Below are 26,538 nucleotides of genomic sequence, written 5' to 3' on the forward strand. Positions count from 1 at the left end.
GAGTTTACGTGGCTCGCAGCATTGAAGATATCCAGCGCGATATTGAGCGTAACCGTAACCAGCTCGCCCGTACTCTGGATGAGCTAACCGTGCGAACGAATCCGAAGAACGTTGCGGATGACGCAAAGACCCGTGTTTTCGATGCTCTGAATGAGCCTAAGGTGCAGGCAGCACTGGGTGTCGTTGCCGCACTCGTTGTTGGCGGCATCGCAATGGGCATTCGTCGTAACCGCAATCGCAGCAAGGAAATCGACCGCATTCGCGAGATGATTGAGACTGCTGCTAAGTAGTTTTCAGTAATTAGCGCACGTGCTTCGGGTGGTTACCTGGGGTCGTGCGCTTTTGCGTATCTAATCCCTTTTTGAGTCAGGCGTGGGGCACAAGTTGGCGACTGCGCTTGTTATGCAACAAAAAGACCGGGAAGGTATTTCTACCTTCCCGGTCTGTATCGTGCGCCATCAGGGACTCGAACCCCGAACCCGCTGATTAAGAGTCAGCTGCTCTGCCAGTTGAGCTAATGGCGCTTACTGTTTCCTGCTTGGTGCTCTCTGTGTGAGCTCCTCCCCGGCAACGAGAAGATATATAACCAGGTTTCTGATTGTTTGTAAAATCGGCTGGTCAGGTGCTGTTTTTGAGCTGACGTTTTTGCATGTTTTTTGAAGGGTTTTGCGCAACCGTTTGAAAAAAGTTCAAAAAAAGTTTGAAAATCCTCAAAGTGGGGTGGGGTTGTATCAAGGTCATCAACGCCGGGAGCGTGCATTGATGCCGTAGGTACGTTCGGTGACGTTCGGCGGTGTTTAGTAACGTCCGGTAACGTCCGGTGGCACTTTTGAATAGCGAACTGATTACTTTTCGGTAACGCAGCCTCAAAGGTGCATCGTTTTCCCAGGTCGGTTGAAGTGCCCCGGTTTTTGGGGGTTGCACAGCATTTTTCCAGAGGGTTAACTGTAGGAACCGTTGGGCTACTTTGCGTGCTGCGCCCTGTGAAGAGTTGAAAACTGCGATCGGGCAGTCATTACGGCTTTTTCAGCTAGGGCGGGCGTTTTATCGGCGGCTAGTGCCGTTGCAGGGTAGTCTGACCTTTTTCGAGGGCGCACCAGGGGCTGTAGCAGGACTCCGCTGTGTGTCACAGTGTGTCCCCGGGACTTACTACTTAATAATTGCACTGTTGGAGTGAAGCACGATCATGCGGCAATCTTTTAAGCGCCTGTCGACGGCGGTGGTGACATTTGCGGCCACCATTTCGCTAGCTGCTTGTACCGTCGGCGGCGATAATGCCGAGCAGCAAGAGGCGGAGAAGTCGGACGTTGGTCTTGTCGCCAGTGTGAAGGACGATGCCACCGATGTTTCGGTGGTTGACCCGATTTCGGTTCAGGTGGAAGAGGGGCATCGCCTGGACAAGGTTGTTATGACCAACCCTGAGGGCAAAGAGGTAAAGGGCAAGCTCGACTCCAGTGGTACCAAGTGGACCACTGCAGAACCCCTGGGCTACTCAAAGACCTATGAGATTAACGCCACCTCAGGCACAGAAAAGCTGGCTACTTCTTTCACCACTATTGAGCCGACTTCTCAGGTAAATGGCTACCTGTCCCCACTGGATGGTTCCACCGTGGGTGTCGGTCAGACTATTGCCGTGAAGTTCAGCGCGAGTATTTCGGACCGCAAGGCCGCTGAGGAAGCAATCAAGGTGACCACCGAGCCTAAGGTGGAAGGCGCTTTCTACTGGCTGAATAATAGCGAGGTGCGCTGGCGTCCAAAGGAGTACTGGAAGCCGGGTACCAAGGTTACCGTGAAGTCCGACATTTATGGCACGGATCTCGGTGACGACATGTACGGTGCGGAGTCCGCCGAAACCAGCTTCACCATCGGTGATGAAGTCATCGCTATCGCTGATGATGCGACGAAGACCATGGTCATTAAGAAGAACGGTGAAGTCGTAAACTCCATGCCTATCTCTATGGGGTCTAATGTTCACCCGACTCCGAATGGCCAGTACATCATCGGTGATCGCAACGAGACTATGGTGATGGACTCCCGTACTTACGGCCTGTCTCTGGATAACGGTGGCTACGTCACGCCGGTTAACTACGCAACGCAGATGTCTTACTCCGGTATCTACGTCCACGGTGCACCGTGGTCAACATGGGCACAGGGCAGCGTCAACCAGTCTCACGGCTGCATCAACGTCACTGACGCCAACGCTAAGTGGTTCCTGGACAACACTAAGCGCGGTGACATCGTGGTTGTGAAGAATACGGTTGGCGAGACGCTCTCCGGTGTTGATGGACTAGGTGACTGGAACATCCCGTGGGAGACCTGGAAGAAGGGCAACGCCGACGAGACCAGCTCTTGGTAACCCCCTGTCCTCTAAGTGAGGCCATCACTTAAGTCACACGGGTTAGACCGCTTACTATTCATCCAACATTCCCAGCTCCTGCGCCCGAGCAACAGCCGCGGTGCGGGAGCTGACGTCTAGCTTGGTGAAAATATGCACCAGATGCGACTTCACAGTCGCTTCAGTGAGCACCAGCTGCTCTGCAATTTTTCTATTCGACATACCCCGCGCGACCAACTCGAGCACCTCGAGTTCGCGCGGGGTTAGTGCCGTATTGGGATTGCGCATCCGCCCCATCAAGCGCCCGGCAACCTGCGTGTTCAGCACGGTCTCGCCGCGAACGGCGCGACGGATGCCATCGATGAGTTCTTCCGGAGCGGCATCCTTCAGCAGATAACCAACTGCGCCAGCGGTGACAGCGCCGAGGACATCGGAGTCCGAAGAATAGTTGGTCACCACCAACACCTCCGGAGCCTTCACGCCGCGCCCGGCGAGTGCGCGGATGGCTGCAGTGGCATCAACTCCGCCTGCGCGGGAAGCGGTGCCAGGGGCCTCGCCAAAGCGAAGATCCATGAGTACCAGATCGATGTGGTCGCAAGAGTCGTCGTCAAGCGATGCGCGCACCTTCTCGACCGCGTCGTCACCGCTGGCAGCCTCGCCAACCACGACGATATCCGGCGCCGATTCAACGACGGCGCGAAGACCAGCGCGCACGATGGGATGATCGTCGGCGATGAGGACTCCGATGGGCTTGGTCACCTGGCTATCTCCTCGGGTGATGTGAATGGTCGTTTCCTACCTGCATACCAGGCGCGGGACTTTAAGAGGCGAGCTCGTGCGGGATGCTGACGCTGACACCGCAGCCGCGCCCAGGTTCCGACTCGATTGTGAAGGTGCCGCCGAGCTTTTCCACGCGTCGGCGCGCGTTGGCGATACCCACGCTGTCGTCGTTGGTTGGTGCGGTGGGGTCGAAGCCGATGCCGTTGTCGACGCAGTCGAGCAGAACCTCGTCGGGCTGATAGGTCAGAGTGACGCGACAGCGCGTGGCGTGTGCATGCTTGACGACGTTCGCCAAGCTCGCCTGGGCCACCCTGATAATTGTGGCTTCGACGGTGGCCGGCAGTCGCGTGGGTGTGCCGTCAACGCAGAAGCTGACAGCATCGCCCAGCACCGTGGAGGAGCAGACTTTCTCCAACGCACCGGATAGGTCAGCCCCTTCGAGAGGAGCCGGCTGAAGTGCTGCGATAATGCGCCGAGTTTCGGCGAGGTTGTCGGCCGCGACCTTGCGAGCGAGCTGCAGCGAATCCACCGAGGCCTGGTCATGCTGAGTGGGAGCACTTTTCATGCGAGACTCCACCGAATGCAGCAGCAGCTGGATGGAGGAAAGCCCCTGCGCCACGGTGTCATGAATGTCGGCTGCGAGGCGTGCGCGTTCGTTCAGCTCACCGGCACGACGGGACAGTGCTTCCGAGTGGGCGCGGGCAGCCGAGAGCTCCTCCAGCGCCTTGGTCTTTTCGATAGTCTCCTTCTGCAGCAGCCGAAACCCCAGCCCCACCGTGAGCACAAATGTCCCGCCGAGGATAGGACCGAGGACCCCACCAAAAGTCAGGGGAGTGTGGACGGCGATAGCGCCGATTGCCGTCGCTGTTGTCGCCGCCACCATGATTACAGCCGTAAGGCCGCCAGTGACCTGCAAAATTACGAAAAACAGTGGGAAAATCAGGAACGAGGCGTCCAGCGTTGCAAACGCCAACGCAGCCCAGCACAGCAGCAGGATCACAAGCCAGCCCAGTAGTAGGCCGTGCGGTTTAGTCAGTGCGACCTCGTTGGCTACGTTGCCATGCCGAGCCCGACCAATCGGCCCGACCGAACCTGCTATGTACACCGCTAGAAAACACACCGCATAGGTGATGATTCGCCACTGCGGGTCCGGAACCACGCATACCGCTAGCAGCACCAGCACCAAAACATCCAGGGCAAACCGCAGTAATTGCCAGTTGCGGTTCAGGGTCTCAGGAGTATCCACGCCCTCGAGCTTAGGACAGTTCCACCTGCCAAAACACCGCTGACGAGCCGGAATTGTCAACATCAACCGAAAGTTGGAGACGAAGTTCAACCTCCCTGGCGATTAAATCCTCCTTTGAATCCACGACCATAATGAGTATGTACCAGTCAATGAAAGAACTTCGGGCCGCTCCAGGCCGTGCGGCACTAATCACCATCACCGTTGGCATGATTGCTGTGATGGTCGTGTTCCTCTCGGCTTTGGCTGCCGGCCTGTCCTCCCAGTCCGTTTCCGCACTTGACGAGGTCTACGGCAAAAACGATGCCGTCGTCGTCGCTGAGGGGGCCACGTCGTTGTCGTCGTCAAGCATGGGCGAGACAGTGCGAAAGGGCATCCAAACGTGGGCGAACGATAATAACGCCGCCATCCGCGATGTCTACGTCAGCCGTGCACGAGTCGATGAAACGCCCGTCACCGTCATCTCCGATTTTTCGCTTAACGACGACCAGGTGGCCGTCACCGACGGCGTTAGTGAAACCGCCATTGCGGAAGGTGACTCGCTGACCCTGTCTGGCGCGATGGGCGATTATAAGGCCACGGTTGCACGACTGGTGGGGGATAAGTGGCTGGACCATCAAGCAGTCATTTATGCCGGGCGCGGTGTGATGGAAGACCTGACGCCGGGGCAGATGGTGCCGGCGGCGATGGTTGTCGACGAGTCTGCGGCGCAGCTGCCGAATGTCCCGGAAGGAACCATTCTGCGCGACGGCGAGCGCAACAACCTGTCGGCTTCCTACCAGGGCGAGCAGACTTCGCTCAACGCGATGACCTCGATGCTGTATGTCATCTCCGCGCTGGTAGTAGGCGCATTTTTCACCGTGTGGACCGTTCAGCGACTCCGTGGTGTGGCCATTTCCTCGGCGCTCGGTGCGTCCCGCTCCGTGCTGGTGGCTGACTCTCTGGCACAGGTCCTGGCCGTGCTAGCAATCGGAGTCGGCGGCGGCGTGGCGGTGACTGCAGCGGCGGGCTGGGCTCTGCAGAGCGCCAACGTCATGCCGATTGTGGTCGATGCTTCCACGACCGTCGTGCCGGGGCTCGTTCTCGCTGTGACCGGCGTAGTTGGTGCGCTGCTGGCACTGGTGCCGGTATTTCGCGTCGATCCGACCACCGCACTGGCGAACGCATAGTGGCAATCTGAGAAAACGACTTTCCGCCAAAAACATCCCGTACAACCTGCACGCCCTGCACACTCTGCACATCACGCAACTGAGGAATTGAGGACAACATGACTACCTACATCGACAACAAAGCTCCCGTGGCACTGGCGCTCAAAAACATCTCGTTGACTGTCCAGGACGGTGAAAACAAGCGCACTCTTTTGGATGACATCTCGCTGAAGATTCGCGCTGGCGAGGTCGTTGGATTGGTCGGCCCATCGGGTTCTGGTAAGTCAACGTTGCTGACCATTGCCGGTTGCTTGAAGAGCGCCGACTCCGGACACGTCACTCTGTACTCCACCAAGCAGGAGTCGAACGGTGCAGGCGCGGACGAGAGTGCGGAAAGGACGGCCATTGACCTGAGCGCTCGCGGCGCGGATGCTGCCAAGGTTCGTCGCGAACATATCGGTATCGTCTTCCAGCAGCCGAATCTTCTACCAGCCTTAACGGTTAAGCAGCAGCTCATCGCAATGCGGCGGCTGGGCCGCGTCTTCGGTTGGCTCGCGGGTGGCCGTCGTGAAGCGGAGAAGCGCGCCGATGAGCTACTCGAGGCAGTCGGCCTGGCGGGGCTGGGAAACCGTCGCGTGAACCAGCTTTCCGGTGGTCAGCAGGCACGTGTCAATGTTGCGCGCGCACTGATGAATGAGCCGGAAGTGCTGCTAGTCGACGAGCCGACCGCGGCCTTGGATCAGAAGAGCGCAGGGGCCGTGACGCAACTGATTATGGATGTGACGCGGAAGATGGGTGTGGCCACCCTGTACATCACCCACGACCTGGGGCAGCTCCACGGTGCCGACCGGATCGTGGAGATGATCGACGGCAAACTGCAGGTATCGGATGCAGGTTTGGTAGCTACTCGGTAGTGACTGTGGGGGGGGGATAAGTAGCAAAAGGACCCATCCCGGCGACACGCTGGGTGGACACACTTTGTCTATTAACCCGAGACCCGCGTGGTAGGCGGACACACAAAAACCCTCGGCCAGGAAAAATCCTGGCCGAGGGTTCTACTTGGGGTGACTGACGGGACTCGAACCCGCGACACCCAGGATCACAACCTGGTGCTCTACCAACTGAACTACAGTCACCATTACCGCATTAAATGAGCTGTTTTCTCAGTTCATCTCTGCAGCGAACTATATGGTAGCCCACAGTGGGCTGGAAACAAAAACAGCAGGTCAACCCGGATAAAATTGGAGAGGGTTAGGGTTTGGGGCCGTCGTAAAGCGAGCTAGCCGCGAATTTCACCGTACTTTTCTGTGGATTCCTTGCTTGCGGCGGAAACAGCGTCGGCATCGGGGCCAGGGTGGGGCAGAAGCATGGCGCGGCGGTAGTAGTCCAGCTCGCGGATCGACTCCTTGATATCTGCGAGAGCTCGGTGAGCGAGACCCTTTTCTGGAGCGCCCTTGAGAACCTGGGGGTACCAACGGCGGGCCAGTTCCTTGAAGGAAGAGACATCAATCATGCGGTAGTGCAGGTGCTGATCGAGCTCTGGCATGTAGCGGTGGATGAACTTGCGGTCGGAAGCAATCGAGTTTCCTGCCAGCGGAGCGGTGCGGGGCTCGGGAACCCACTGGTGGATGTAGTCCAGAACAGCTTGTTCGGCGTCGGCGACATTTGTCTTGCTTGCGCGTATTTCCTGATCCAGGCCGGACTTTGCATGCATCTTGGTGACGAAATCGTCCATCTGTGCCAATTCAGTCTCGGACGCGTGCACGACGATGTCCACACCTTCTCCAAGCACGTTGAGGTTGGCATCGGTGACGAGAGCCGCGATTTCGACAATGACGTGGCGCTCGGGCTCGAGGCCTGTCATCTCGCAGTCAATCCACACAATCCGGTCGAGCTCAGGGGAGAGCTGGAGATCGGGATTGGGCTGAGCCATGATTTCACCTTTCGCTGAGATTCGGCATGTTTCTGCAGTGCGCCTTATTTTGTGCCCGGACTGGGCTGCGGGGCGCGTGTTGACTACGCCCAGCTTAGCGATGTGGATTGTGATGTGGTTTAGCGTGCCGATTTTGAGGCGGATTGTGGGGAAACGAAATTAACTGGAAAGTGAGGTTTTAGAATTGGACAACGGGGCATGAACTAAATCGACCTATTTGCCTGATAAAATTACTTCTGAATTCGGATTCCAACGGGAGAAATAGTTACATGGATGAGACGAGCCGTGTTGGCGACGCTGCTCAAAGCAACACCGCGGCACAGAAACCATCCGTCGATGATGTCATCATTGCCGCTGCTCGTGAGAGCGTAATGACTGTGGGCTTTCGTAGGACTTCGATTGCAGAAATTGCTCGCAAGGCAGGGGTTTCGCGGCCGACTGTATATCGCCGTTACGCCGATATTGGCGAGCTTCTCGCGGAAGTGACCAACCGCGAAATCCTGCACATGCTTGAGGGGCTCCGTTATGTCCCTGGCGATTCACGCGCTCGTATGTTGCTGCGTATTCGAATCGTCGTTCAACGCATCATCGAAAGTGACTTTTTCCCTGGCCTGGTCAAGACAGATCCCGACCGCGTCTTAGAAGCGCTCACTGGAGAGATGAGCGACACTCAGCTGGAGATTGTGGAGAAGTTCATTCTCCCCGGTGTCCGTCACGGGCAGGAAGATGGCACTATTCGCGAGCACGACCCATATCAGTTGGCACGCAACATTTACCGTCTGATTCAGACGATGGTGCTGGTGTGGCGTCCGGATGGAAAGGATGCTGCGCTAGACAAGAAATCTGTCGAAGAGGTTGTCGACATGGTTGACCGCTACTTGCGTCCGGATCCCGCGGATAACAAGAAGGACTAAAAGGTAAAAACCCGCCTGATGCTGGTATAAAACCAGGCCAGGCGGGTTATTTTTGCGCCCCCAGAAGGATTCGAACCCTCGACCAATCGGGTAGAAGCCGACTGCTCTGTCCACTGAGCTATGGAGGCCAGCTAAGAAAAGCATTGTAGCGTCTCTGGCACAGCCAATCACAACCGGTTCTAATCCCAGTGGTGTTACCGGTTCTGCTCTAGGGAATTTGGTCGCTAAGCTTAGGGCTATGACTGCCACGACCAAGGCCGAGACCTCTCCGCCTGTTAGCAAGGATAAGAAAGTCCGTAAATCTGCTGGTTGGTACGTTGTTTTTGTGCTTATCGGCGGCGTTCTAGCTGGTTTGCTCTCGATGGCGTTCAACATGGATTCGCGCGCCACGTTGGGCATTCCTGATCCGGGCACAATCACTACCTTCGGGTTTCCGTTCGCCAAGGCGACCGGTGAGTTGCTCGCTTGTCTCGGTGTCGGCTCGTTTATGCTCGCTGCTTTCGGTACGAAGCAGCGTGCCGACGGCACTTTGGGCCTCGACGGCTACACGGCATCCCGTACGGGTATGTGGGCCATGCTCGGCTGGGGTCTCATGGCGCTGATGGAGATTCCGCTGGTTCTCTCCGATGTGTCGGGCCAGCCGCTGTCAACGACGATTCAGCTGAGTAACTGGGCTGTGTCTTTGGAGCAGACCAAGGAGGGCTTGGCGTGGCTGTGGGTAGCTATTTTTGCGGGCATTGTGGCGCTCGGCTCATCGCTGACTCGTAAATGGATTTGGCAGCCGGTGTTCTTCGCCATCAGCTTGGTGTCGATGATGCCGCTGGCTGTTGTGAGCCACAACGCCTCCGGTGGTGCGCATGACTACGGCACCAACTCCTACATCTGGCACTTGACTTTCACTGTGTTTTGGGTCGGCGGTTTGATGGCGTTGGTTGGCCACGCGCGTCGTCGTGGTGAGTGGATGCCAGAGGTCGTGAAGCGCTACTCCTTCGTGGCGTTGGTTGCATTCATTGCAATGTCTGCCTCTGGCTTCATTAACGCAGCCATCAATATTGACTGGTCTGACCTGGTCAGCAATAACTACGGCATCATGGTGCTGGTCAAGGCGGTGCTCACCATCTTGCTGGGCCTGTGTGGCTATGTGCACCGCAAGATCACCATCCCGGAGATTGAGCGTGCCCAGTCGAATCGCCCGTTCTGGCGACTGGCCATTGTTGAGGTCATCATTATGGCGCTCACGATTGGCGTTGCCGTGGCCCTCGGCCGTACTCCGCCGCCACCGAATTTCTCTGAGCAGGCCGGTGGTGAGGGCCTGCCGTCCATTACGCAGATGCAGGTCAAGCTCGGCTACAACCTGGAGATCCCATTCGGCTGGGAGGCCATGTTCACGCAGTGGCGCTTTGACATTTTCTTCGGCTCTGCCGCGATTATCGCCGCATGGATTTACCTGTATTGGCTCTACTTGCTGAAGAAGCGCGGCGGTACCTGGCCGCTGTCCAACACTCTGTGGTGGCTCGGCGGTTGCGCAACTTTGCTGTTTACTTCGTGCAGCGCACTGGGTGTGTACATGCCGGCTCTGTTCTCTGTGCACATGATTGCCCACATGCTTTACTCGATGGGCATTCCGGTCATGCTGGTGCTGGGTGGTCCGGTCACGCTGGCGTTGCGTGCGCTGAAGCCGGCTGGACGTGATGGTCTGCCGGGTATTCGTGAGTGGCTGGTGGTCTTCATCAACAACCCGGTGTCGCGTTTCCTCACGCACCCGGTGGTGGCGACGGTGCAGTTCGTTGCAGGTTTCTACCTGCTCTACATGACACCGATTTACGACTTCCTGGCCGATGAGCACGCAGGTCACGTGTTCATGAACATCCACTTCCTGATCTCGGGTTACATCTTCTACTGGGTCATTATTGGTGTCGATGCCGCACCGCAGCAGATTGCGCCGTCGGTCAAACTGGTCACGCTGATGGGGTCGCTACCGTTCCACGCTTGGTTCGGTATTTCGCTAATGCAGTCGCAGCAGGTGCTCGCCGAGACCTACTACGCCAGCCTTGATCTCCCGTGGGCAGTCAATCTCTTGGAAGATCAGAATGTCGGCGGTGCCGTCGCGTGGGCTGCCGGTGAGGTTCCGCTCTACATCGTTACCGTTGCGCTGTTTGTGCAGTGGCGACGTTCCGATGAGAAGGATGCAGCACGCTACGACCGTGTCGCAGACCGCAACAACGATGAGGAGTTGGCTGCATACAACGAAATGCTCGCTCGCATGAGCCAGCAGGTCGGTGTCGGTGGCGAAGATGAGCGCGACTACTACACCTCAGAGGTTGACGCGCAGCATCCGGTGCACATGGACAATCCGATTGATGCCTCGAAGAGGCGCGGAAGGTAGCGTCGTTAAGCAGATTTCGTTCGCTTGACGACGAGGATTGCTGCGACCTCGCCCCTCACCTTCATATGAAGCCTGTGGATAGTTGTATTTTAGACGAAATTATCCACAGGCTTTTTGTTTGCCTCTTTCGCTTGCCTCCCGGAGCCGGAAAAGTAGTTGGCACGGCACGAATGAGACATCTTCGGATTATTCGGCCGCAGTAGGTAAACGCTTTCTTTTGGGGGAGGAGCCCGATGTCTGAGGCAGTTATTACCGTGGTGGGCAATGTGGTCCATCATGTGGAAAATCGAAATACCAATTCTGGGGCAAAGGTCTGCAAGTTTTCTGTGGCATCCAGCAAGTCATGGAAGGGGGAGAATGGTTGGGAGCAGTCGGAGACGTCATATTTTGATGTTGAATGCTGGGGCAAACTAGCCGAGAACGTGAATAACACGGTGTGGAAGGGCCAAGCCGTTATTGTCCACGGTCACGTTCGTACGGATCGTTGGGAGGGCGATGATGGTACGAAGCATCAGCGCCAGAAGATCATTGCTAAGGCGGTGGGGCCGAATCTGCGTCGTCACCTGGCGACGGTCAAGACTATGACTGAGAAGCCGCATGAGTCGCCGACGGGTCTTGGTGAGGCTTCTGCTGGGGAATCGGACGCCTCGGTTACCGAGACAGTGCGTACATTCAGCGCTGGTGCTGGCGACGCTAGTGAGGCTGGGAACACAAGTGCAGCTCGTGCTGAGCAGCAAGAAATGGCTGGTGCAGGAGCTAGTGCGCCGTTTTAGTGACGGAGTTAGTTGGCCAGTTCCAGGCAAGGAGTTAGTTGGCCGTTCTAGAGCGGATTAAGGGGGTGCCGCTAAAAGAGGGGAGGGGTATTTGCTGCATGTGAGGTGACGCTGCTGAGAAAGGGGGAGGGATCGCATACGATTCGGCAGCGTTATCTCGCAGCTAGTTTTGCTAGTAGCCTGGCAGAGACTTTGGTGGGAAAGGATTGCGGGTACGCCCATGTAGATTGTGCCTTTTGGTTCCTATGCGTAACCTCTACAGGGATTGCTTATTTCCTTTTTACGAGGGGACGAAATTCCATCATGGGTGAGTTCATCTACCAGATGAAAAACGTGCGCAAGGCGCACGGCGATAAGGTTATTCTCGACAACGTCACCATGGCGTTTTACCCGGGCGCAAAGATCGGCGTGGTCGGTCCGAACGGCGCAGGTAAGTCGTCGATTCTGAAGATTATGGCTGGCCTGGATCAGCCGAGTAACGGTGAAGCTTTCCTGGAGCCGGGCGCCACTGTTGGCATCCTGCTGCAGGAGCCTCCGCTGAACGAGGAGAAGACCGTTCGCGGCAACGTCGAGGAGGGCCTCGGCGACATCTTCGAGAAGAAGGCTCGTTTTGAAGCCATCGCCGAGGAGATGGCCACCAATTACACCGACGAGCTCATGGAAGAAATGGGCAAGCTCCAGGAGGAGCTCGACACTGCTGATGCTTGGGAGCTGGATTCCAAGATTGAGCAGGCAATGGATGCGCTTCGCTGCCCGCCGGCAGATGAGCCGGTTACTCACCTCTCCGGTGGTGAGCGTCGTCGTGTAGCACTGGCTAAGCTGCTGCTCTCCGAGCCGGATCTGCTGCTTCTCGACGAGCCCACTAACCACCTGGACGCCGAGTCCGTGCTGTGGCTCGAGCAGCACCTGGCTAAGTACCCGGGCGCTGTCCTGGCCGTGACTCACGACCGTTACTTCCTGGATCACGTCGCTGGCTGGATTTGTGAGGTCGACCGCGGCAAGCTCTACCCGTACGAGGGCAATTACTCGACTTACTTGGAGAAGAAGGCTGAGCGCCTTGAGGTTGCAGGTAAGAAGGACGCCAAGCTGCAGAAGCGCCTGAAGGATGAGCTGGCGTGGGTCCGCTCGGGGCAGAAGGCTCGCCAGGCCAAGAACAAGGCCCGTCTGGAGCGCTACGAGCAGATGGTGGAGGAAGCCGAGCAGTACAAGAAGCTCGACTTCGAAGAAATTCAGATTCCGACCCCGCCGCGCCTGGGTAACCAGGTTGTTGAGGTCAAGGACCTGGAGAAGGGCTTTGATGGCCGCGTCCTGATTAAGGACCTGTCGTTCACCCTGCCGCGTAACGGCATCGTCGGTGTGATTGGCCCGAACGGTGTGGGTAAGTCCACCCTGTTTAAGACCATCGTGGGGCTGGAGCAGCCGGATTCCGGTGAGGTCAAGGTCGGGCAGACTGTTCAGCTCAGCTACGTTGACCAGGGCCGTGAAAGTATCGATCCGGAAAAGACCGTCTGGGAGGTTGTCTCTGATGGTCTCGACTACATCGTGGTCGGCCAGAACGAGATGCCGTCTCGTGCGTACCTGTCTGCCTTTGGTTTCAAGGGCGCGGACCAGCAGAAGCCGTCGAAGGTTCTCTCCGGTGGTGAGCGCAACCGTCTGAACCTCGCGCTGACCCTCAAGCAGGGCGGAAACCTTATCCTCCTGGATGAGCCGACTAACGACCTTGACGTCGAAACCCTGTCTTCGCTGGAAAACGCACTGCAGAACTTCCCGGGCTGTGCCGTGGTCATTTCTCACGACCGTTGGTTCCTGGACCGCACCTGTACCCACATCCTCGCATGGGAAGGCAACTTCGAAGAGGGCAAGTGGTTCTGGTTCGAGGGCAACTTCGAGGGCTACGAGAAGAACAAGATTGAGCGTTACGGCGAGGAGGCTGCGCGCCCGTCGCGTGTCACTCACCGTCGCCTGACCCGCTAATCTGTTTCCCGCGAATCTGATTTTTGCCAACGGCAAAGCCCGGAACAGTGTGGACTGGCTCGCACCAGTGCACAGGTCCCGGGCTTTCGCGTTATTTGCAGGCTCGTAGCTCCAGAAAACGCCTATAGTTCTGGGTATGACTGAATCAGCACCATTTCGTACCAACGTTGCTATCCGCTGGTCTGATTTCGATCAGTACGGCCACGCTAACAACACCGCATTCCTGGAATACGCCCAGCAGGCTCGTCTGGACTTTGTTATGCGCGGTCTCGGCGGCGGGGCAGGGATGCCTGCGGCAGTGGTGCGTCGCCTGGAGATCGACTACGTCCGCGCTATCTTGCCGGACACCCAGGAAGTTGTGGTTGAGACCGAGATCATCAACTTCGGTCGCACCTCTTTCACACTCCGCCAGACTATCTCCGACCAGCATGATCACATCGTGGCTGTGCTTGAAACCGTGATGGTGATGTTTGATCTCAAGACTGCGAAGGCAGTCGAGCTCTCCCCGTCTGCACGCCGTGAACTGGAGCGTTTTGCAGCTCCCGCAATCGAGGACAACAAGGAAGACCAGGACAAGTAATTCGCCGTGACCACTTCTCATCCCGCTGCCGAGCTGACCTTCGGCACTCCCGATGCCCTGAAGAATCTGGGCGTCCTAGCCCATAAGGCCTACGCCCTCGACGAGAACACATTGCTTCGCATCCGCGCACGAAAGACCACCACCGTCGCCGGTATCAGTTCCTCGCCCGAGCCCACCGCTGCGCCAGCAATGTCACAGGTATGGGTGAAGACCCCGATCGGCCCGCTCGCCATGCGCACAATTGCGCTACATGCGCTTCCCGACGACATCATCGTCACTGCCGCGGAGATTAAAGACATCGCAGTGCGTGCCTTCGCGCAGGCAAAATCATCCGACGATGCGGAGGACAAGGAAGCTTCGCTCACCGCGCTGCCGTACCGGGTGCATGCGCAGTCGGCGTCCTCCTGGCCGGGATTCTTGCCAGTTCCGGAAGGATGGCAGGTTGTCGACTATGTTCCGGCCACTGCTTTCCGGACTCTCGAGAAGCAGGGGCGCGCGGTCGCGGTGGAATCTTCCGGCCCCATGGGTATGCCGCCATCTCTGCTAGATCAGAAGGTTCTTACTGTCAGCGGCGAGGCCGGTGAAGCCACTGTTGACTCAGGGGAGGGGCAGTCGCAGGAGACGTCGAAAAGCGTGGTGGACGTGACCATGCGGGATGTGTTTGCGCTGTGTGCGATGGGCTTCATTCCGGAGCAACCGGATGAAAAAGAGCCGGTGCGCGTGTCCACGAAGGGACGGTGGCACCGGCTGGATGGGCGGTTTGGCTCGATCTTTACGCTCGAGTCCTTTGGCGTGCTGCCGCTGCTGAACTAGCGGGGTAGGAGCATAATTCCTACTGCGCGTCGAAGCGGTTGATGAGCATGTCAGCGACCTGCACCATGTGATTCCACATGGCTTCGCGTTGAGGGCGGGGGAGCTCTTCATCGGAAATGTCTGCGAGTGAGGCGCTCATGATCTCCAGCCAGCGGTCGCGTTCGGCTTCGCCGATGGAAAACGGCATGTGGCGCATGCGCAGGCGCGGATGACCACGCTGTTCGCTGTACGAACGCGGCCCGCCCCAGTACTGGACGAGGAACATGCGGAGTCGATCCTCGGCGCCCTCCCAGTCATCGCTGGGGTACATCGGGCCGATGAGGTCATCGGAACGCATACGCGTGTAAAAGCCATGGACGATGCGATTGAAGACATCCTCGCCGCCGACGGAGTCAAAGAGCGTCTGAGAAGTTGTCATGGCACCAAGTCTATCGACTTGATGCCACGAAAACGATAACGGCCAAAGTGCCGGTCGAAATCACTTGCTACTTCGCGTCGAACTCGCGGGCACGAAGAGCGAGCTTCACCAGGAACTGCTGCTCAGAGATGATGCGCTTGACCGGCGACGCAGTCTCATCGCTGTCGAGCAAGCACTGAGCGGCCGCAATTGCCGACTCGCTGATCTCCCAGGTGGGGTAGAAGCCCTCGAGCAGAGTCTGGGCCGTCTCGGAGGAGAACTGCTTCCACCAGATGTTGGCAACGGCGAAGAAGTGCTCCGACAGCGAAGTCGCCGACTGCTCCGCGTTGATGGTGGCGCGGGAGTCGTCGTCAAGCGCCTGTGCGAGCACCTCACCCGAGCCCGGCGCGTTGAAGCCGGCCAGCAAGTGGCGAATGACAAGGTTCGACGGGGCATCGTTGCCGGAGACCGTCGCCTCTGCCCAGACGCGGGACTTGTTGGCGAGCGTCGGCACAGAGGCGCGGCAGGCGATGGCGGCCTGCGCACCTAGTGCCGAGTTGTCGGTCTTTTCAAGCTTTGCGATGGCTTCCTCGCCCTCGAGACCGGCGGAAACCAGCGCCTTCAGGGCGCGCCACTGCATGTCGGTGTCTACCGCGACAGCTGGGAAACCAGCCTTGTCTGCGTCACCAGCGTAGATGGCGCGCAGTGCGTCAACGACGTCGCTATTCGACGAGCCCACGGTGGTCAAAGCGTTAACGAAAACCAGGGCGCGGTCGGCGTCGGTTTCCTTCTTCGCGTTGTCCAACAGGCCTTGAGCCAGCAGGTCGCGGCCGGTGGAATCAGCCCACTGTGGATCGGCGTAGACGTTGACGGCGCTGACCGCCTGAGCGATGACGCGCTCCAAGACGGAGAGCTTGTCCTCGCCCGGGATGCCGCGGAGCACCAGGTTGACGAAGTCGCGAGCGCGCATCTGGCCTGCGCGAACCATCTGCCAGGTCGCGGACCAGCACAGTGTGCGTGCCATTGAATCGGTGAAGGCGCCGATGTTGTCGATGACGGTGGCAAGCGAGCCTTCGTCCAAGCGGATCATGCTGTAGGTGAGGTCGTCGTCGTTAACCAGCACGACATCGCCGACTGGAGTGTCGACCAGCTCTGGGACTTCGGTGCGTGCACCACGGACGTCGATTTCCACGCGCTTGGTGCGCTCGAGTACGGCATCCGATCCGGTGCCGCGCAGGTTGTAGATACCCACGGCGATTCGGTGATCGCGGAGTTCTCCGGCACCCGGCTCGGCACCTTCCTGTGTGACTGCGAAGGAGGTGTACTTACCGGCCGACTGGCGGAAGTCCGGTGCCAGGGTGGTGATACCGGTGGTGGTCAGCCACTGATCGGCCCAGCCAGACAGATCGCGACCGGAAGCCTCGGAGAGCGCGTCCAGCAGGTCCGCGAAGGTGGCATTGCCAAAGCGGTGACGGGCAAAGTGCATACGAGCACCGGCGAGGAAAGCATCCTGACCAACGTAGGCGGCCAGCTGCTTGAGGGTGGACGCGCCCTTGGCGTAGGTGATGCCGTCGAAGTTCTGCTCGACGGTGTCAATGTCGCTGGCGTCGGCGGCAATCGGGTGCGTCGACGGTAGCTGATCTTGCTTGTAGGCCCAGGCCTTTTCGACGTTGGCGAAAGTGGTCCAAGCGTGGCTGTAATCGGAAACCTCGACCTGAGCGGCGGCGGCCGACCAGGTGGCGAAGGACTCATTGAGCCAGAGGTCATCCCACCACTGCATGGTGACCAGATCGCCGAACCACATGTGAGCCATCTCATGCAGGATGGTGTCGTTGCGGCGTTCGTAGAGGTAATGGGTGGGCTTGGAGCGGAAGACGTACTCGTCGCGGATGGTCACACAGCCGGCGTTTTCCATCGCGCCCATGTTGTACTCCGGGCAGAAGATCTGGTCGTACTTACCGAACGGGTAGGGCTCGCCGAAATGTTTGGCGTAGAAGTCGAAGCCCTCCTTGGTCTCCTTGAACAGAGTGTCAGCGTCGAGGTACTCGGCGATGGACTGGCGGCAGTAGAGCCCCAGTGGAATGGTCAGCTCGCCCTCCGGCTGGTGTTCGGCAGGGGTTTCCGGGTGCGGTGCGACAGTGCCGGTCCACGAGTCAGCGACCTCGTACCATGGGCCCGCACAGACTGCGATGAGATACGTCGACAGGGGAACATCCACCGAGAAGTCGAAGGTATCGGCCTCATTGCCGTGGACATCGGTGGTGGCGCCGGTCTTGGCCACCGAGTTGGAAATAACCTTCCAGCCCTTCGGTGCCACGACGTGGATTGAATACGTCGCCTTCAAATCCGGCTGGTCAAAGCAGGCGAACACGCGCTTGGCGTCGGCAGTTTCAAACTGCGAGTACAGGTATGTTTCGCCGTCGGCAGGATCCTGGAAGCGGTGAATTCCCTGGCCGTTGTTGGTGTAACGGCAGTCCGCGTCGATAACGATGGTGTGGTCACCGTCGGTCAGGTCCAGGTTAATGCCGGTCTCGCTGGCATAGTGAGCAGCCTCCGTGGCATCGACGCCGTCGATGGTCACACTCTTAACAACCGCATCACGCAGATCAATAAAGGTGGAACCAGCGCGCTTCGCCGTCAGAGAAATTGTGGTCTTGGAAGCGAATGTTGGTGCGCTGTGCGGCCCACCGACAGGTGCGGTGGTGAGATCGAGAGAGATGTCGTAGTGGGACACCTCGAGCATGGCCGCACGGTCGGCAGCCTCGGTCCTGGTTAGGTTCGTGGAAGTCATGCGACAAGTGTAACCACGACCCCGGATTTGAGAAGGATTCTGAGTGAGCGCGGAAAACATGAATGCAAGCCGAAAAATTCCGCCCTATAGTCGTTGATAAGTCAATCAATGATTTAGGAGGACTTTCACATGAGCAATCGAGACAAGGTCACTTTCTACTTCGACGTTTCCTGCCCGTTTTGCTGGGTGACATCCCGCTGGATTAAGGAAGTCGAAAAGGTCCGCGACATCGAGGTCGAGTGGAAGCCGATGAGCCTGTCAGTACTCAATGAAGGCCGCGACGAACTGCCGGAAGAGTACAAGTTCATGATGCAGTGCAACTGGACCCCGGCACGCCTGTTTAATGCAGTGTTCTCCCAGGATGGTCAGGAGGCCGTCGACAAGCTCTACACCGCGCTGGGCACGAAGATTCACAACGAAAACCGCATCGATCGTCATGCGCATGTCGACGAGCCGGAGCACGCATTCGACGAGCTGATTAAGGAAACCCTCGCAGAGGTTGGCCTGCCGGAAGAGCGTCTGGCCCAGGCTCTGACCACAGAGTTTGATGAGCTCATGCGTGAAAACCACGCAGAGGCCATGAAGGAGGTCGGCAACGACGTCGGCACTCCGGTGGTCAAGCTCAACGACGTTGCCTTCTTCGGTCCGGTGCTTACCCGTATCCCACGCGGCGAAGAAGCCGGCAAGATTTTCGACGGCTCGGTTGCCGTCGCCAGCTACCCGTATTTCTTCGAAATTAAGCGCTCTCGCACTGAGGATCCGCGCTTCGACTAAGAAACCTGTAGCAGCTGGGGCGTGCGGCTAAGAGAGCTGACCCGCCCCAGCTTCAGCATTCTGCCCGGTGGAAGCCTGCCGTTCTTCTTCGCTCATCGCAGCCCACCGCGGCGGAATGTAGATACAGGTCGGGTCGGATGCCGTGTAATCCCCGGTCAACGCGTAGGCCGTCGAGCGGGATCCGCCACAGACGCTGTGGTATTCACAGACGCTGCACTTGCCGTGCCAATTGTCCGGGTCGCGGAGAGCCTTAAAAGCCGGCGAGTTCGAATAGATTTCCTGGAATGGTGTGGCCTTCACATTGCCGCAGTGCAACGGCAGGAAACCATTGGGGTAGACATCGCCGATATGGTCAATGAAGGCAAAACCGGAACCAGAATTGACGGCCATCGGGGAGCGCGGTCGGCGCGGCTTTTCCGGCACAGCGCCGAGCAGCTTTGTCGTTTCCTCGGTCAAGTAGCGGTAGAGCTCGCCGCCTTCATAGGGTGGCAGCCCCTTTTCTATCGCCTCCTCCTGCTGCATAACGACGCGCCGATACTGCGGCGCCTCCGTCGTCTTGATGGCAATTCGGTTGGACACATCCGACAACCAGTGCAGAACATCCTCGCGTTCCTCCGGCGACAAAGCGCCCAAATCCGCACCGCGACCAGTGGGGACGAGGAAAAAGACGTACCACATCTTGGCTTGCATCTCCATGACGGTCTTCAGCAGCGCTGGTGCCTCATGGATATTTCCCTTGGTCAGGGTCGAGTTGATCTGCAGTCGGTAACCGGCCTCGTTGATGTGCGGAGCCATCTCCAGCGTCTTTTCAAAAGTTCCCGAAAAACCACGGAACTTGTCATGCGTCTTAGCAGTCGCGCCATCGAGCGACATTGACATCGCCTTACCACCGGCCTCTCGCAACGACTTGATCCGCTCCGGCGTCAGCCGCGGTGTCACCGATGGCGACAGCGACATGTTCAGGCCGCGCTCAGTGCCAAATCGCACCAATTCTTCCAGGTCATCACGCTCAAAAGGATCGCCGCCGGTGAGCACCACAAGAGGCTTCGGCTTGCTATACGACGCCAGGGTCTCTAGCAGCATCTTGCCCTCGGTGGTCGAAAGCTGGTGCGGATGCGGCTCATGTTGCGCATCAGCGCGGCAGTGCTTGCAGACTAGGCCACAAGCCCGCGTGACCTCCCAAATGACGATAAATGGCTTCTTGTTGATGTCATGCCGAACCGTTCGCACCACCGGTGCGTGATGATGCCCATGGGAGCCATGAGCTTCCGGATCGACTTGGAAGTGAGCTTGCGGCGCAGGAGACACGGTAAAAGCACCCAATTTCCGGTTTCGAAGACATGCTGAGACGCAAATACAGTCACTTTTCACCCTATTCGGCTGCGCAGGAGACGTCGTCAAGCAATACCTAAAACGGGTGCAGACACCGTTTAATCCGCGGGAACCGCTAGACTTGCTGCCATGCGTATTTACCTTGGTGCAGACCACGCCGGTTTTGAGATGAAGAACCTGATTAAGGCCCACCTGGAAAAGGCTGGCCACGACGTCGTAGACTGCGGCGCTCACACCTACGACCCTGCAGATGACTACCCAGCATTCTGCATCGAGGCGGCTTCCCGTACCGTCGCCGATCCGGGCAGCCTGGGTATCGTGCTCGGCGGTTCCGGCAACGGCGAGCAGATCGCCGCTAACAAGGTCAAGGGCGCTCGTTGTGCGCTGGCTTGGTCGGTGGAGACCGCAAAGCTCGCCCGCGAGCACAACAACGCTCAGCTGATTGGCCTTGGCGGTCGTATGCACTCTGAGGAAGAAGCCCTGGCCATCGTCGATGCTTTCGTCTCCCAGCCGTGGAGCGAGGAGGAGCGCCACCAGCGTCGCATTGACATCCTCGCAGAGTACGAGAAGACTGGCGTTGCCCCGGAGCTGCCGGAGGCTTAAAGGGTTGTTGTTCGCTATCTGTTGATAGGAATAAAATGGTCTGGTTCCAGAAAACTCTGGAACCAGACCATTTTTATGTATAGGCGGAGTATGAATTGTCGTATGACAATTTCAGAAGCGCATCGTCGAGTAACTGTTGTGCTATTCCCCGGGTTCGAGCTCTTGGATGTATTTGGACCGGTTGGCCTTTTTGGCCATGTCCCAGAGATTGAGGTCGAATATGTCGCCAACATTGCTGGTCCGATAACCAGCGCTCAGGGGGCGCAGGTTATCGCCACACGTTGTGCCGCTGACCTCGAAACGGTCGATATTCTTCTAGTTCCTGGCGGAGCCGGGAGTAGAACACTAGTTGAGGATGCAGAGTTTTTGGACTGGCTCAACAACCTCGGATCCCGGGCGCGGTTAGTGGCATCGGTTTGCACAGGTTCCGCACTGCTTGCTGCGGCTGGGCTTCTTGAAGGAAAGCGGGCAACTAGTAATAAGTTGGCTTTTGATTGGGCTACCTCGTTCGGAAACGAAGTGACGTGGGTGAAAGCGGCTCGATGGGTTGAAGACGGAGATCGCTGGAGCTCATCAGGAGTCGCAGCAGGTATGGATATGGCTGTTGCTTTAATTAGCAGCATCCTTGGCAAGGAAGCTGGTCGATTCGCCGCCAGAAAAATTGAGTATCGGCCCCAGACAGACGGCACTGTAGATCCTTTTGCGGATTTAGCGAAATAGCGGCGCCGGGCTTTTTCTAAATATCGAAGCCGTCGAATCCGCCGTCGAAGAATCCGCCACCGTCACTGCCACCGTCGCCACCACCGAAGAGGCCGTCGAAGAAACCTCCACCGTCGCCTGCGTCACCGGCATCTGCACCGCCGCCACCGAAGTCGCCGCCAAAGTCATCTCCACCGAAGTCTTCGGCGCCAAAGTCCTCGGTGCCGCCGAAGTCATCGGCGCCGGTGCCCATGCCGCTGGCGAACTCATCAGCGCCGTAGGCAACGCCGGCCATACCGTGGAAGAGGGTAGAGAATAGCAGCATTGAGCCTGCGGTCCAGACACCGGTGCGGAGTGCGGACTTCCACCAGGGCTCGGAGTACCAACCGGCTGGAACCGGACGGCCAGCGACACGGCCACCGGGGTAGTAGTTCGGGGTTTCCGGGGTGGCGTATGGCGAGGCGGTAACCGAGTGGCCTTCGTGCTCAATGGTGCGGGTTTCGGTCACAGAACCAGCGGCCTTCTGGCCCTCCAGCGGCGGCAGTGTCGGTCCCGCTGGCAAGCCCATAATTTCGCGAGCCGCATTGATGTAGTGCAGACCTTCCAGCGCCGATTCGCGCGCCATCCGGGCCTGTGCCGGGGTGCGTGCAGTAGAAATCTGCGAGGAAGCGGCGTTGTAGCGCTCGGATGCGTCAGCAAGAGCCTGCGTGGAAGCCAAATCGGTGCCAGCCAGGTTCAGTACCTGTGAGCCCAGCCGCTCAATCCATCGGCGGGCGTCTGCGACGGCGTCTTCCAATTGATTGTTCTGGCGGGCATCAAAGGCCCTGTTAGAACGGTTTTGAGCCATCGACGCGATGATAATTGCGCCGCCGACGGTGATAGCAATCAGGATTAACGCCCCCATGGGCTAGGCCTCCAAAAAGGAAATTGCGAGTATTGCTAGTAATTACTTGAAACAACGCATGTAGAGCGCAAAAAGTTCCCGAGCTGACATCTCTGTGCGACAGAGGCAGCTCGGGAACCAGGAAATGAATGGGCTTTTGGGCAGGTTTTATGACTCGGTGGAATCGTTGTGCTGGGTGCGGCTCCTCCGGTTGGCGTGCCATTCGCGAACTTCTTCGGAATCCCACAGGGTCAACCCATGAAGCTTCGCGACGGGCTCAGGAGCCTTTTTGCGGCCAGCGTAGCTGGTGAAAGTGCCACGTGCAGTGCCGGAAAAAGCAGCGCATTCGACCGCGGTCCATAGTTCGTGTCCAGTATCGGCATCGATAATGGTGGGCTTCATGGTGCCCAGAGTACCTGTGGCACTGGATCCTGAACAGAGGGCAGAAGAATTTCTGGCCCCGAGCATCAGCTTGGAAAAAACAAAAACCGGGAGCAAAGCTCCCGGTTACGTGGAGGGGATGACGGGAATCGAACCCGCGTCTTCAGCTTGGAAGGCTGAGGTATTAGCCACTATACGACATCCCCATAGACAGAAATCCGGCTTAGAAACTCAATCGTCTCCATCAGACCGTGTCTCGGTACAAGGCATATTAACCCGTTAAAGCGCACATACAAAAATCGATGCCAGGTTTTTCTCGAAGGCTTTAAAGAAAAGTGGCTGTGGCCGGGAAAAACAGAAAATGAAGCTAAAGCAACGTGGGGTATGTGAAACAGGCGTATAGCCGTTGATTACACTGTCACACGACTCAACAAAGGGGCAGTCGTTTGAGAGGCTTCTTTGGGGAGTCGGCCGACGAATGGAGTGTTTGCAGTAAACGAGGCCGCCAAAAGCAGTGCCGAGGTGATGCAAACGCCCGGTGATATGCATGGATTTCATGAAACCAGTAGTAGTTGGCAGGTTGGCTCTCGATGGCGTCGTAAAGCGTTTTCAGACAGAGCATTAGCCTGGTTAAACGCGTGGTTTTGTGATTTCATTAATCGTCAGGTAAATCTATACGGGTCCGTTGTGGAAACGCGATTTCGCGACTATGAGGGCCCCGGTGCAGATGCTCCAAAGGGGTTTCTGCTAGGTTTCGAATGACGCATACGGGGTATGGCGCAGCTTGGTAGCGCGTCCGCTTTGGGAGCGGAAGGCCGTGGGTTCAAATCCCGCTACCCCGACCAGTATCACGGGCACTCCCGTGGTCTATGAATTAATCATCGAGTTGCAGGAGAGTGCACCAGTGAAGTCTTCCGTTGAGAAGCTCAATGAGACCCGAGTGAAGATTACCGTCGAGGTCCCGTTTGATGAGCTGAAGCCAGAGTTCGACAACGCCTACAAGGCACTGGCTCAGCAGGTCCAGATTCCGGGCTTCCGTAAGGGCAAGGCACCGGCAAAGCTGATTGAGGCCCGCTTCGGCCGCGGCCCAATCCTGGAGCAGGTGCTCAACGACATGGTTCCGTCCCGCTACGACGAGGTCGTTCGCGAGGAGGACCTGAAGGTTATCGGTCAGCCTGAGGTTGACATCACCAAGCTGGAAGATGGCGAGCTCGTTGAGTTCACCGCTGAGGTTGACGTTCGCCCGGAGATTGAGCTGCCGAAGTTCGAGGACATCGCAGTTGAGGTTGACCCGCTGGTCGCCGACGAGGAAGCTGTTGAGGCTGAGCTGCAGAACCTGCTCGCTCGCTTCGGCACCCTGACCGGCGTCGAGCGCGCAGTCGAGAAGGACGACTTCGTCTCCATCGACCTGTCCGCCACCATCGACGGCGAAGAGCTGGAAGAGGCTTCCACTGAGGGGTTGTCCTACCAGGTTGGCTCCGACGACCTGATCGACGGCCTGGACGAGGCTGTTGTCGGCCTGTCCCAGGGCGAGTCCAAGGAGTTCACCACCAAGCTGGTTGCTGGCGAGCACGAGGGCGAGGACGCTCAGGTCACCGTTACCGTTCAGTCCGTTAAGGTCCGCGAGCTGCCGGAAGCTGACGACGACTTCGCTCAGATGGCTTCCGAGTTCGACACCATCGAGGAGCTGAAGGAAGACCTGGCCCGCCAGGTCGAGAACACCAAGAAGGGTGAGCAGGCTCAGCAGGTTCGCGACAAGGTTTTGGCTGCCGCTATGGAGCAGACCACCATCGCTCTGCCGGAGGGTGTTGTCAAGGAGCAGGTCGAGGGCCAGCTGCAGCAGCTGCTGGGTCAGTTCGGTGGCGACGAGAAGGTTCTGAACTCCATGCTGGAGGCTCAGGGCACCACCCGCGAGCAGTTCGACGAGGACTCCAAGAAGTCCGCTGAGGAAGCTGTCCGCACCCAGCTGTTCCTGGACGCACTGGCTGAAGAGATCCAGCCGGATGTTTCCCAGCAGGAGCTCACCGACCACATCCTGTTCACTGCTCAGTCCTACGGCATGGACCCGAACCAGTTCATCCAGCAGATTCAGCAGTCCGGCCAGCTCGGCAACCTGTTTGCAGACGTTCGCCGCGGCAAGGCTCTGGCCACCTCGATCCTGAAGGCTTCCGCCAAGGACACCGAGGGCAACGAAATCGATCTGAACGAGTACTTCGGTGAGGTCGAAGCTGAGGCTGAGAAGGCTGAGTCCGACAAGGCTGAGGACAACTCGGCTGAGTAAGCCCCGCCGTTAGCGCGACGCATTCCTTATGCTGCAACGCTTATAGCGAACAAGGGCCGTTCCTGAAACAAAGGGACGGCCCTTTTCGTTACCCTCTAGTGAACGACAAACTCGCACACGTACGAAGAAGGAGTACACAGATGAGCGATAACGCCCAGATGTCGACGAACACAGTTTTCGACAAGCTGCTCAAGGAGCGCATTATTTGGCTGGGTGAGCAGGTCGACGACGAGATTGCCAACAAGCTGTGCGGTCAGATGCTGCTCCTGGCAGCTGAGGACCCGGAGGCGGATATCTCGCTGTACATTAACTCCCCGGGTGGCTCCGTCACCGCCGGCATGGCCATTTACGACACCATGCAGTTTGTTCCGTGCGACGTGGCTACCTACGGCATGGGCTTGGCAGCTTCCATGGGCCAGTTCCTGCTCGCCGCAGGTGCTAAGGGCAAGCGTTACGCACTGCCGCACGCCCGCATTATGATGCACCAGCCATCTGCAGGTATTGGCGGTACCGCATCCGACATCACCATTCAGGCTGAGCAGTTCGCTGCCACCAAGAAGGAGATGGCTCGTCTGATTGCGCAGCACACCGGTCAGCCGGTCGAGCGCATTGAGGAAGACTCGGACCGCGACCGCTGGTTTACCGCAGCTGAGGCTAAGGAATACGGCCTGGTTGACCACGTCGTGACTGCTCTCAAGGACACCGCACGCTAAAAGCGGACAGTAGCGAATAATTAGAGGCGATTTAATCAACATGGAGATGAACAATATGCAGATGCCGCAGTCGCGCTACGTGCTTCCTTCTTTCGTGGAGCACTCCAGCTTTGGTGCTAAGGAATCCAACCCATACAACAAGCTCTTCGAAGAGCGCATTATCTTCCTCGGCTCCCAGGTCGATGACACCGCCGCTAACGACATCATGGCGCAGTTGCTGGTGCTTGAGGGCCTGGACCCGGATCGTGACATCACGATGTACATCAATTCCCCAGGCGGCTCCTTCACCTCGCTGATGGCCATCTACGACACGATGCAGTACGTGCGTCCCGACGTGCAGACCGTGTGCCTGGGCCAGGCTGCCTCCGCGGCAGCTGTGCTGCTCGCTGCAGGTGCACCGGGTAAGCGTGCAGCTCTGCCGAATGCGCGCGTGCTCATTCACCAGCCGGCTACCCAGGGCATCCAGGGTCAGGTTTCCGACCTGGAGATTCAGGCGAACGAAATCGAGCGCATGCGCAAGCTGATGGAGGAGACGTTGGCTCGCCACTCCGGTCGCACTGCAGAGCAGATCCGCAAGGACACCGACCGTGACAAGATCCTAACCGCTGAAGAGGCCGTCGAGTACGGCATCATCGACCAGGTCTTCGAGTACCGCAAGCACAACGCCTAAAAGGGGACATGGTCTCTTTGGAGTGCTGCGCACTGGCCGTCGTAAAGCGCCGGGCGAGATCGCGTGAAATTCGCCTCGTCCTTGGCGTGGAAGCCGGTATTTGCGCACACTCACGGTAGGCTGGTCTGAAGCAGT

At 58.1% G+C, this 26,538-nt stretch carries 24 protein-coding genes and 5 tRNA genes; 17 read left to right on the plus strand and 12 right to left on the minus strand.

Annotated features, from left to right (window positions below; all coding sequences use genetic code 11):
* The first annotated feature begins 8 nt into the window (after positions 1 to 8).
* Complete coding sequence (locus HMPREF2614_RS10485; protein ID WP_038628049.1) at positions 9 to 290, plus strand: DUF3618 domain-containing protein; 282 nt, start codon at positions 9 to 11, stop codon at positions 288 to 290.
* A gap of 161 nt (positions 291 to 451) precedes the next feature.
* On the opposite strand, the gene HMPREF2614_RS10490 is transcribed toward HMPREF2614_RS10485, so the two are convergent.
* Positions 452 to 524, minus strand: a tRNA-Lys gene (locus HMPREF2614_RS10490).
* Between the two features lie 662 nt (positions 525 to 1,186).
* Between HMPREF2614_RS10490 and HMPREF2614_RS10495 the strand changes: the two genes are divergently transcribed.
* Positions 1,187 to 2,356 (plus strand): L,D-transpeptidase, encoded by a 1,170-nt coding sequence (locus HMPREF2614_RS10495; RefSeq protein ID WP_038628051.1) that lies wholly within the window; start codon positions 1,187 to 1,189, stop codon positions 2,354 to 2,356.
* Positions 2,357 to 2,410: 54 nt separating this feature from the next.
* Here HMPREF2614_RS10495 and HMPREF2614_RS10500 read toward each other — a convergent pair whose 3' ends face one another.
* Both HMPREF2614_RS10500 and HMPREF2614_RS10505 read right to left on the minus strand, forming a co-directional pair.
* Positions 2,411 to 3,094 (minus strand): LuxR C-terminal-related transcriptional regulator, encoded by a 684-nt coding sequence (locus HMPREF2614_RS10500; RefSeq protein ID WP_038628053.1) that lies wholly within the window; start codon positions 3,092 to 3,094, stop codon positions 2,411 to 2,413.
* Positions 3,095 to 3,155: 61 nt separating this feature from the next.
* Complete coding sequence (locus HMPREF2614_RS10505) at positions 3,156 to 4,361, minus strand: sensor histidine kinase (RefSeq protein ID WP_038628056.1); 1,206 nt, start codon at positions 4,359 to 4,361, stop codon at positions 3,156 to 3,158.
* Between the two features lie 149 nt (positions 4,362 to 4,510).
* On the opposite strand from HMPREF2614_RS10505, the gene HMPREF2614_RS10510 reads away from it, so the two are divergent.
* Entirely contained in the window at positions 4,511 to 5,527 is a 1,017-nt protein-coding gene (locus HMPREF2614_RS10510) for an FtsX-like permease family protein (RefSeq protein ID WP_052155632.1), read from the plus strand.
* A gap of 98 nt (positions 5,528 to 5,625) precedes the next feature.
* Positions 5,626 to 6,420 (plus strand): ABC transporter ATP-binding protein, encoded by a 795-nt coding sequence (locus tag HMPREF2614_RS10515; RefSeq protein ID WP_038628059.1) that lies wholly within the window; start codon positions 5,626 to 5,628, stop codon positions 6,418 to 6,420.
* Positions 6,421 to 6,566: 146 nt separating this feature from the next.
* Here the strand turns inward: HMPREF2614_RS10515 and HMPREF2614_RS10520 are convergent.
* A tRNA-His gene (locus HMPREF2614_RS10520) sits at positions 6,567 to 6,642 on the minus strand.
* 143 nt (positions 6,643 to 6,785) lie between these two features.
* A complete protein-coding gene (gene orn / locus HMPREF2614_RS10525; RefSeq protein ID WP_038628062.1) occupies positions 6,786 to 7,439 on the minus strand; it encodes an oligoribonuclease in 654 nt (217 codons plus the stop codon).
* Between the two features lie 269 nt (positions 7,440 to 7,708).
* On the opposite strand from orn, the gene HMPREF2614_RS10530 reads away from it, so the two are divergent.
* Complete coding sequence (locus tag HMPREF2614_RS10530; RefSeq protein WP_038628064.1) at positions 7,709 to 8,353, plus strand: TetR/AcrR family transcriptional regulator; 645 nt, start codon at positions 7,709 to 7,711, stop codon at positions 8,351 to 8,353.
* Positions 8,354 to 8,408: 55 nt separating this feature from the next.
* Here the strand turns inward: HMPREF2614_RS10530 and HMPREF2614_RS10535 are convergent.
* Positions 8,409 to 8,481 (minus strand) — tRNA-Arg (locus HMPREF2614_RS10535).
* 110 nt (positions 8,482 to 8,591) lie between these two features.
* On the opposite strand from HMPREF2614_RS10535, the gene HMPREF2614_RS10540 reads away from it, so the two are divergent.
* From HMPREF2614_RS10540 to HMPREF2614_RS10560, 5 genes are all read left to right on the plus strand, one after another.
* On the plus strand, positions 8,592 to 10,739 hold the full coding sequence (locus HMPREF2614_RS10540) for a bifunctional copper resistance protein CopD/cytochrome c oxidase assembly protein (RefSeq protein WP_038628066.1): 2,148 nt from the start codon (positions 8,592 to 8,594) through the stop codon (positions 10,737 to 10,739).
* A 233-nt stretch (positions 10,740 to 10,972) separates the two neighbouring features.
* The gene (locus HMPREF2614_RS10545) at positions 10,973 to 11,512 is read left to right on the plus strand and encodes a single-stranded DNA-binding protein (protein ID WP_038628068.1); all 540 of its coding nucleotides are present in this window, start codon (positions 10,973 to 10,975) and stop codon (positions 11,510 to 11,512) included.
* Positions 11,513 to 11,815: 303 nt separating this feature from the next.
* Positions 11,816 to 13,486, plus strand: a complete 1,671-nt coding sequence (gene ettA, locus HMPREF2614_RS10550) for an energy-dependent translational throttle protein EttA (RefSeq protein WP_070560948.1) — start codon at positions 11,816 to 11,818, stop codon at positions 13,484 to 13,486.
* 136 nt (positions 13,487 to 13,622) lie between these two features.
* A complete protein-coding gene (locus tag HMPREF2614_RS10555; protein ID WP_016422286.1) occupies positions 13,623 to 14,066 on the plus strand; it encodes an acyl-CoA thioesterase in 444 nt (147 codons plus the stop codon).
* Between the two features lie 6 nt (positions 14,067 to 14,072).
* Complete coding sequence (locus HMPREF2614_RS10560) at positions 14,073 to 14,879, plus strand: DUF8185 domain-containing protein (protein ID WP_038628073.1); 807 nt, start codon at positions 14,073 to 14,075, stop codon at positions 14,877 to 14,879.
* Between the two features lie 19 nt (positions 14,880 to 14,898).
* Here the strand turns inward: HMPREF2614_RS10560 and HMPREF2614_RS10565 are convergent, their stop codons facing one another.
* Entirely contained in the window at positions 14,899 to 15,297 is a 399-nt protein-coding gene (locus HMPREF2614_RS10565) for a globin (RefSeq protein WP_038628076.1), read from the minus strand.
* 67 nt (positions 15,298 to 15,364) lie between these two features.
* Positions 15,365 to 18,067 (minus strand): aminopeptidase N, encoded by a 2,703-nt coding sequence (gene pepN, locus HMPREF2614_RS10570; RefSeq protein WP_038628079.1) that lies wholly within the window; start codon positions 18,065 to 18,067, stop codon positions 15,365 to 15,367.
* 129 nt (positions 18,068 to 18,196) lie between these two features.
* Here pepN and HMPREF2614_RS10575 point away from each other — a divergent pair, with 129 nt between their 5' ends.
* The gene (locus tag HMPREF2614_RS10575) at positions 18,197 to 18,841 is read left to right on the plus strand and encodes a mycothiol-dependent nitroreductase Rv2466c family protein (protein ID WP_038628082.1); all 645 of its coding nucleotides are present in this window, start codon (positions 18,197 to 18,199) and stop codon (positions 18,839 to 18,841) included.
* A 27-nt stretch (positions 18,842 to 18,868) separates the two neighbouring features.
* Here the strand turns inward: HMPREF2614_RS10575 and HMPREF2614_RS10580 are convergent, their stop codons facing one another.
* On the minus strand, positions 18,869 to 20,074 hold the full coding sequence (locus HMPREF2614_RS10580) for a TIGR04053 family radical SAM/SPASM domain-containing protein (protein ID WP_038628085.1): 1,206 nt from the start codon (positions 20,072 to 20,074) through the stop codon (positions 18,869 to 18,871).
* A 228-nt stretch (positions 20,075 to 20,302) separates the two neighbouring features.
* Between HMPREF2614_RS10580 and HMPREF2614_RS10585 the strand changes: the two genes are divergently transcribed.
* Together HMPREF2614_RS10585 and HMPREF2614_RS10590 are read left to right on the plus strand one after the other, a co-directional pair.
* Positions 20,303 to 20,776 (plus strand): ribose-5-phosphate isomerase, encoded by a 474-nt coding sequence (locus tag HMPREF2614_RS10585; RefSeq protein WP_005511109.1) that lies wholly within the window; start codon positions 20,303 to 20,305, stop codon positions 20,774 to 20,776.
* A gap of 102 nt (positions 20,777 to 20,878) precedes the next feature.
* Positions 20,879 to 21,496, plus strand: coding sequence for a DJ-1/PfpI family protein (locus tag HMPREF2614_RS10590; RefSeq protein ID WP_038628087.1), 618 nt, complete (start codon positions 20,879 to 20,881; stop codon positions 21,494 to 21,496).
* A gap of 16 nt (positions 21,497 to 21,512) precedes the next feature.
* Here HMPREF2614_RS10590 and HMPREF2614_RS10595 read toward each other — a convergent pair whose 3' ends face one another.
* The 3 genes from HMPREF2614_RS10595 to HMPREF2614_RS10605 all read right to left on the minus strand — a co-directional run bounded on the left by HMPREF2614_RS10595 (position 21,513) and on the right by HMPREF2614_RS10605 (position 22,945).
* Positions 21,513 to 22,379, minus strand: a complete 867-nt coding sequence (locus tag HMPREF2614_RS10595; RefSeq protein WP_038628090.1) for a hypothetical protein — start codon at positions 22,377 to 22,379, stop codon at positions 21,513 to 21,515.
* 147 nt (positions 22,380 to 22,526) lie between these two features.
* Positions 22,527 to 22,760 (minus strand): hypothetical protein, encoded by a 234-nt coding sequence (locus HMPREF2614_RS10600; protein ID WP_038628093.1) that lies wholly within the window; start codon positions 22,758 to 22,760, stop codon positions 22,527 to 22,529.
* 110 nt (positions 22,761 to 22,870) lie between these two features.
* Positions 22,871 to 22,945 (minus strand) — tRNA-Gly (locus tag HMPREF2614_RS10605).
* Between the two features lie 562 nt (positions 22,946 to 23,507).
* Here HMPREF2614_RS10605 and HMPREF2614_RS10610 point away from each other — a divergent pair.
* From HMPREF2614_RS10610 to HMPREF2614_RS10625, 4 genes are all read left to right on the plus strand, one after another.
* Positions 23,508 to 23,584 (plus strand) — tRNA-Pro (locus HMPREF2614_RS10610).
* A complete protein-coding gene (gene tig / locus HMPREF2614_RS10615) occupies positions 23,557 to 25,020 on the plus strand; it encodes a trigger factor (protein ID WP_141737472.1) in 1,464 nt (487 codons plus the stop codon). Before HMPREF2614_RS10610 ends, tig begins: the two co-directional genes overlap by 28 nt.
* Before the next feature lie 140 nt (positions 25,021 to 25,160).
* A complete protein-coding gene (locus tag HMPREF2614_RS10620; RefSeq protein WP_016422302.1) occupies positions 25,161 to 25,733 on the plus strand; it encodes an ATP-dependent Clp protease proteolytic subunit in 573 nt (190 codons plus the stop codon).
* 46 nt (positions 25,734 to 25,779) lie between these two features.
* Positions 25,780 to 26,403 (plus strand): ATP-dependent Clp protease proteolytic subunit, encoded by a 624-nt coding sequence (locus HMPREF2614_RS10625; RefSeq protein WP_369707172.1) that lies wholly within the window; start codon positions 25,780 to 25,782, stop codon positions 26,401 to 26,403.
* Positions 26,404 to 26,538: the final 135 nt, after the last annotated feature.

The sequence above is a fragment of the Corynebacterium sp. HMSC074C11 genome (genome assembly GCF_001809455.1).
Taxonomy (GTDB): domain Bacteria; phylum Actinomycetota; class Actinomycetes; order Mycobacteriales; family Mycobacteriaceae; genus Corynebacterium; species Corynebacterium amycolatum.